Source organism: Gulosibacter sp. 10, from assembly GCF_900163695.1.
In the GTDB taxonomy this organism is placed as follows: domain Bacteria; phylum Actinomycetota; class Actinomycetes; order Actinomycetales; family Microbacteriaceae; genus Gulosibacter.
On record NZ_FUIC01000010.1, the window covers coordinates 1 to 5,790 of the forward strand.

General features: G+C 68.9%; 8 protein-coding genes and 1 tRNA gene. 5 read left to right on the plus strand and 4 right to left on the minus strand.

All coding sequences use genetic code 11. The features are described from left to right. The 3 genes from FM112_RS03595 to FM112_RS03605 form a co-directional block, all read right to left on the minus strand. Window positions 1–200 (minus strand): hypothetical protein (locus tag FM112_RS03595; protein ID WP_140400559.1); only part of this gene is annotated, 200 nt, incomplete at its 3' end. A 212-nt stretch (window positions 201–412) separates the two neighbouring features. Next, complete coding sequence (locus FM112_RS03600) at window positions 413–835, minus strand: DUF1870 family protein (RefSeq protein WP_087003604.1); 423 nt, start codon at window positions 833–835, stop codon at window positions 413–415. Further along, the gene (locus FM112_RS03605) at window positions 835–1,110 is read right to left on the minus strand and encodes a hypothetical protein (RefSeq protein WP_087003607.1); all 276 of its coding nucleotides are present in this window, start codon (window positions 1,108–1,110) and stop codon (window positions 835–837) included. The genes FM112_RS03600 and FM112_RS03605 overlap by 1 nt, the downstream gene beginning before the upstream one ends. Before the next feature lie 129 nt (window positions 1,111–1,239). On the opposite strand from FM112_RS03605, the gene FM112_RS03610 reads away from it, so the two are divergent. Further along, window positions 1,240–1,569, plus strand: coding sequence for a hypothetical protein (locus FM112_RS03610; protein ID WP_087003610.1), 330 nt, complete (start codon window positions 1,240–1,242; stop codon window positions 1,567–1,569). A 62-nt stretch (window positions 1,570–1,631) separates the two neighbouring features. Next, window positions 1,632–1,731 (plus strand) — tRNA-Thr (locus tag FM112_RS17075). Here the strand turns inward: FM112_RS17075 and FM112_RS03615 are convergent. After that, the gene (locus FM112_RS03615; RefSeq protein WP_087003612.1) at window positions 1,687–2,673 is read right to left on the minus strand and encodes a LysR family transcriptional regulator; all 987 of its coding nucleotides are present in this window, start codon (window positions 2,671–2,673) and stop codon (window positions 1,687–1,689) included. The two genes, FM112_RS17075 and FM112_RS03615, sit on opposite strands and share 45 nt — an antisense overlap. Before the next feature lie 128 nt (window positions 2,674–2,801). Here FM112_RS03615 and FM112_RS03620 point away from each other — a divergent pair, with 128 nt between their 5' ends. The 3 genes from FM112_RS03620 to FM112_RS03630 all read left to right on the plus strand — a co-directional run. Continuing rightward, a complete protein-coding gene (locus tag FM112_RS03620) occupies window positions 2,802–3,821 on the plus strand; it encodes an MBL fold metallo-hydrolase (protein WP_087003615.1) in 1,020 nt (339 codons plus the stop codon). A gap of 72 nt (window positions 3,822–3,893) precedes the next feature. Further along, window positions 3,894–5,426, plus strand: a complete 1,533-nt coding sequence (nhaC, locus tag FM112_RS03625) for a Na+/H+ antiporter NhaC (RefSeq protein ID WP_087003618.1) — start codon at window positions 3,894–3,896, stop codon at window positions 5,424–5,426. Window positions 5,427–5,444: 18 nt separating this feature from the next. Further along, the coding region (locus FM112_RS03630; protein ID WP_087003621.1) for a chorismate mutase at window positions 5,445–5,790 on the plus strand (346 nt) is incomplete at its 3' end.

Below are 5,790 nucleotides of genomic sequence, written 5' to 3' on the forward strand. Positions count from 1 at the left end.
GGGGGGGGTTCGGGGCCGGGGTCGTTGCGGATGCGGCTGAGCCAGCGGCCGAGCCGTTGCTCGTCCTCGGGCACGTGGCTCGCGCGGAGCGCGCGTGGCCAGTGCCGGTGCTTGGCGATGAAGTCGGCGACGGCCAGAGCGGTGCGGAACGCGTTCCGGGTCCTGTCGGGGAGTGGCGTGGGTGGTGTCGGGTAGGACATGGTGCGTGTCTTTCGGGCATAGCGGTGGCAGTGGATGCCCTCGCGTACGCGAAGTGTGTGCCCGTCAGATGGGCTACTCCCGCCTACGCGGGGTTGGGGCGGCGCCGCCCACGTGCAGTGTAGCGGCACCGTCTGACATGGCTAGTCGGTTCGACGGCTGCGGGAAAGCCGGAACCCGCGCGTGTAGCCGAGTGGCCGCAGTTCGTGCCGAATCAGAGGAAGTCTGCGCCTGTTGCGGCGGCGGGGTCGTCATCCCAGACAACAATGGCATCCCGTCCCTCTGAGCGAAGTTCTCGAACACACCGGCCGATCATCGCTGTGTGTGCCGAGAGGCCACCCGGGAATCCGGGGTGCGATCGTGCGAGAGCACCATCGGTTCGGTATCGAGTGAGCGTCATTACTGTGTCTTCGGGGATGCTGCCGTGTGCCTCGAGAACCGCATCGATGCCGCGGTCCTGCACGGCAAGGATGCGTTCGAGCTGCTCGATCACGTCTGGTCTCGCGGGTTGGTCGCGTTCGGGAGATTCCCAATATTTCCAGGTGCGGAGGCTGACGCCCGCGAGGTCTGCCGCCTCGTTGAGGGTGAGCCCGGTTTCCTCGCGGAGCGTCTTCAGGTGCGCGGTGGAAGGGCGCATTAGACCTCGTAGCTGTCGGGGATGAAGTTGCGGTCGATGCGGCCGAGGATCGCGGTGGCGCGAGTCTCGGCCTCTGCGGCGGTTTCGCCCTGCGCGAGGGTTTGCCGCTGCTCGACGCGGTACTTGAGTACGTCGTCGTTTTCGGCTCGCGCCCAGATGATGGCGGTGGCGACAAGCTCGCCAGCGACGATTTCGGCGGTGCGCTCGGTGTCGAAGATCGCGGGGTTCGCGGCGATGTGGTCGGCGATGGTGCCGGTGATCTGAATGGTGTTCATCGTTGCTCCCTTGGAGTCGTGGCCGTGATCTGGATATCACCTGCCTTGTACTTCAAGACTACACCGCTTGCCCAAAAGGGGCAACCTTTTTCCCGTCCCGATGTCGGCCCCACCGTCTACCCTGCACGCATGACCGACAGCCTCTACTACCGCAACGCCTCACACCGCGGCGTCGACGACTGGGAGCAGCGCGAGGCGCGTATCCAGGCGCTGTCACACCCGCTCGCGGAGACCGTCTGGCCAGGTCAGCTCTGGCGCGTCCACGGCCACGGCAAGACCACCATCGGCTGGGTGCGGAGGATCGTCCCTCCGCACGGCGGGCCAGCGTTCCACACCTACTACGAGCGGCATCGAAACGCGGACGGGGACCGGCTCTGGGTGGCCTCGTTCGAGGGCTTCAACTCGGCTGTGGCGTATGTCGTGCAGCACGGGGTCGAGTTCGAACGCGGGCCGGAGTGAAATCACACCCCTATATCCACCCCTGAGCGTGACAAGCCATCATCAGCCATGAATAGAGAAACGCCGCCTGACCAGGAAACTTGCACGCCATGACAAGCTATGCATACCTGTTATCCGTCACTCGTAATGAATAGGTCGCCGGTTCGATTCCGGCAGGCGGCTCGCCTCGGCCCCGTCACCATCAGGTGACGGGGCCGCTCCCGTTTCCAGCTCCGCGAGGCGCCGGCGGAGGAAGCGCACGGCCTCGTCCACGCGCCGCGACGGGCGGATCCCCTTCGGCAGCACCGCGCTGATGGCATTGCCCGGCACCGGATCCGCCACGGGGATCTCCACCACGCCGGAGGAGACCGGGCTCTGCGCGCCGGGGAGCGAATAGCTGAGCGAGTACCCCAGCCCGTTCGCCACGAGCGCCGTCACGGTGGCGAGGTTCTCGCTCGTCCACCTGATGCGGGGCTCGACGCCGGCGGCACGCATGAACTCGATCGACCGATCGCGGCTCGGCGGAAGATCGATCAGGATCGCCGGCTCGTGCGCGATCTCGGCGAACGACACCTCGGCACGGTCGCGGAGCGGATGCGAGGCCGGCAGCATCACGTTCAGCACCACCTCCGCGAGCTCCGTCGAGTCGACCGCGTCCTCGCACTGCCGCGAGAAGACGATGGCGAGATCCAGCGCGCCTTCGACCAGGGCCTCCTGCAGCTCGCCCGCCGCCCCCTCGCGATAGTCGAACGCCACCTGCGGATGCTCGGCGTCGAAATGCGCCGCCAGCGCCGGGATCACGTGCGGGGAGAGCGAGGAGACGCACCCGATCTCGAGCGGCCCCGACATCTCCGAGTCCCCGGCCAGCGCGCTCGACTCGAGCTCCTCGGCCATCGACAGGAGCCGGCGGGCCCGCGCGGCGAGCTCCCGCCCCGCCCGCGTCGGCGCCACGCCCTTGGAACGGTGCCTGATGAGCAGGTCGGCGTCGAGGTCGCGCTCGAGCTGCGCGATCGCCATCGAGACGGTCGCCTGCGAGACGTGCACCTGCCGGGAGGCGAGCGTGACGGAGCCCGCATCCACGACGGCCACGAAATACTCCAGCTGGCGCAGCGTGACCCTATTCATCAGCAATTCCTATTCGATTCTTCATCACAATTGATTCTACAAATGCCACGGCGTGCAGCACACTGTCTCCAGGGCTCGTGCCGAGACAGCGGCAGCGGGCCGTCGCGCAACGGAGGGCAACGGAGAACATGTCGGAGACAGCAGCGCCGTACGTCGTCACCCTGGGCACCGCAGGCGGTCCCCGCTGGTGGCGCTATCAGGGGCAGCCGGTCCGAGCCGGGATCGCGACCGCGGTCGTGGTCGGCGGGGCCGTCTACCTCGTCGACTGCGGCTACGGAGCCGGGCGGCAGCTCGTGCAGGCCGGCTTCGGCCTCCACGACGTCGCCGCGATCTTCCTGACGCACCTGCACTCCGATCACGTCGTGGACCTCACCTCGATCGCGCTGTTCAGCACCTTCGAGAACACCGACGACGGCCGGGAGCCGATCGCGCTGATCGGCCCGGGCGACCGCGGCGTGCTGCCGCCGACCTCGCCGCACGCGGCCCAGCGGCCGCAGCCGGTCGCCGCGCACGGCCCCACCCCCGGCACCGCGGAGACGCTGGCCCGCATCGTCGAGGCGCACGCGACCGATCTCAACGAGCGCATCCTCGACAGCCTCCGGCCCTCGCCGCTCGAGGTCATCCGCGCCCGCGACATCGTCCTGCCCGAGGGCCTCGGCTTCGAGGCCAACGAGAACCCCGTGCCCGAGATGGCGCCGTTCGTCGTGTACGAAGACAGCCGCGTGCGGGTCTCCGCGATCCTCGTCGAGCACCCGCCGATGGCGCCCGCGTTCGGGTACCGCTTCGACACCGAGGGCGGATCGGTGGTGATCTCCGGCGACACCGCGTTCACCCCCAACATGATCGCGCTCGCGGAGGGCGCCGACCTCCTCCTCCACGAGGCGATCGACCTCGAGTGGCTCATGTCGAAGTTCGCCGACCCGACGGAGTCGAGCGCCCGCGCCACGCGCAGCCACCACGAGCGCTCGCACACGTCCATCGCCGACGCCCTCGCCGTCGCGCGCAGCGCCGGCGTCGGCCGGCTCGCGCTGCACCACCTCGTGCCGGGCACCTCCGCGGATTCGCTCAAGCGACAGCTCGCGGATGCGCCGGGGCCGCGGGCGATCGTGCCCGACGACCTCGACGTCCTGCCCCTGCGCCGGCGCTGACGCGCCCCAGGCCCCCTTGCACATCCCGGGACCATTCCGGACCCCGGGCCACAACGAATACGGATGACAACGATGTCTGCACCCAAGCAACCGCCATTTCTCGTCGCGACACTGCCGCTGCTCACACTCATCGGCATGGCGTTCATGTCGACCATGTACTGGAAGATCGGCATGCTCGTGCCCATCATCGCGGGCATCGCCGTCGCCGGCATCATCGGCAGGGCGCTGGGCCACTCGTGGCGGGAGCTCGAGCAGTCGCTGGCGGAGGGCGTGAGCAAGGCGCTGCCCGCCGTGTTCATCCTCATCGTGATCGGCATGATCGTCGGCACCTGGATCAGCGGCGGGGTCATCCCCACCCTGGTGTACTACGGGCTGAGCATCATCGACCCGAGCCTGTTCCTGCCGCTGGCCTGCCTCATCACCGGGTTCATCTCGCTCGTGCTGGGCAGCTCGTTCACCTCCATCGCCACGATCGGCCTCGCCTTCATGGCCATCGGCGAGGGTATGGGCATGCCGCTGCCCATCGTCGCGGGAGCGGTGATCTCGGGCGCCTTCTTCGGCGACAAGCTCTCGCCGCTGTCGGACACGACCAACGTCGCCCCCGCCATGGTCGGCGAGGGGCTCTTCCCCCACATCCGCCACATGCTGTGGGACACGATCCCGGCGCTGGCGATCAGCGCGGCGCTCTACTGGATCATCGGGCTCAACATCGTCAGCGGTTCGGCGAGCGCGTCGTCGGGCCGGGACGCGATCCTCTCGGGCCTCGACGCGCAGTTCACGATCCACCCGCTGCTGCTCATCGTCGTCGTGCTGGCACTGGTCCTCATCGCGATGCGGATACCGGCGATCCCCGCACTGCTGCTCATCGCCGTCATGGGCGGCGCCACGGCGCTGCTGGTGCAGGGGAAGTCGATCGCCGAGGTACTGCAGGCCACGACCTCCGGGTACGTCTCGGAGACGGGGCAGGAGGCCATCGACAACCTGCTGAGCAACGGCGGCATCACCTCGATGTTCGAGACGATCGCGCTCGTGGTCGTCGCCACCGCGCTCGGCGGCATCCTGGAGCGGACCGGCATCTTCTCGGCTCTGATCGACCCCCTGGTCCGGCGCATCAAGCGGGCCGGATCGCTCATCGCAGCGACCATCTTCGCCACCTTCCTCGTCGGGTTCTCGAGCGGCGCGCAGTTCCTCGCGATCATCCTGCCGGCGCGGGGCTTCCTGGCCTCCTACAAGCGGATGAACCTCTCGCCGCTCAACCTCTCCCGCGCGGTGGAGGCGGCGGGCACCGTCGGCATCAACCTCGTCCCCTGGGGCGTTCCCGCGGTCTTCGCCGCCGGCGTGTTCGGCCTGGCGCCCATGGAGTTCATCCCGTGGATCCTGTTCGCCTTCATCGTGCCGCTGCTTAACGTCATCTACGGCTACACCGGCTTCAGCATCAAGCGGCTGGACCCGGCGAAGGCGGCCGGCGGGCGAGCCGCCGCAGCGGATGCGGATGATGCGGGCGCGGATGCGGATGACGAGCACGCGGACGGCTCGGGCGCGGAGAACACGGGCGCGGAGAACACGCGCCCGGAGGGCAAGAGCCCGGACGACGCCGTGCGCTGAGCCCTCTAGACTCTCGCCATGACCGAGAAGCACCCCGCAGGCGATGAGCCACTCCCCGACATCCGCGCCGCGATCGACGGCATCGACGCCGAGATGATCCGACTGATCGCGACGCGCCAGCGATGGGTCGCCGCCGCGGGCCGGGAGAAGGCCCGGAGCGCCGAGGGTTCGGCGGAGACCGTCGACGCCCCGGCCCGCGTGCAGCAGGTGATCGACCGGGTGCGCGAGCGCGCGGCGGCGGAGGGCGCCTCGCCGGACGTGGTCGAGGCGACCTATCGCGCGATGATCGCGGCGTTCATCGAGTACGAGCGCGAGTCTGCTCGGCAGTCGCTGAGGCGGCGGGTCAGAGCGTCGCGGCGATCGC

Bases quoted from the DNA above. Each gene is read 5' to 3' on its own strand.
- FM112_RS03600 (WP_087003604.1), bottom strand. From the start codon at position 835: ATGCGCCCTTCCACCGCGCACCTGAAGACGCTCCGCGAGGAAACCGGG.
- FM112_RS03605 (WP_087003607.1), bottom strand. From the start codon at position 1,110: ATGAACACCATTCAGATCACCGGCACCATCGCCGACCACATCGCCGCG.
- FM112_RS03610 (WP_087003610.1), top strand. From the start codon at position 1,240: ATGACCGACAGCCTCTACTACCGCAACGCCTCACACCGCGGCGTCGAC.
- FM112_RS03615 (WP_087003612.1), bottom strand. From the start codon at position 2,673: ATGAATAGGGTCACGCTGCGCCAGCTGGAGTATTTCGTGGCCGTCGTG.
- FM112_RS03620 (WP_087003615.1), top strand. From the start codon at position 2,802: ATGTCGGAGACAGCAGCGCCGTACGTCGTCACCCTGGGCACCGCAGGC.
- nhaC (WP_087003618.1), top strand. From the start codon at position 3,894: ATGTCTGCACCCAAGCAACCGCCATTTCTCGTCGCGACACTGCCGCTG.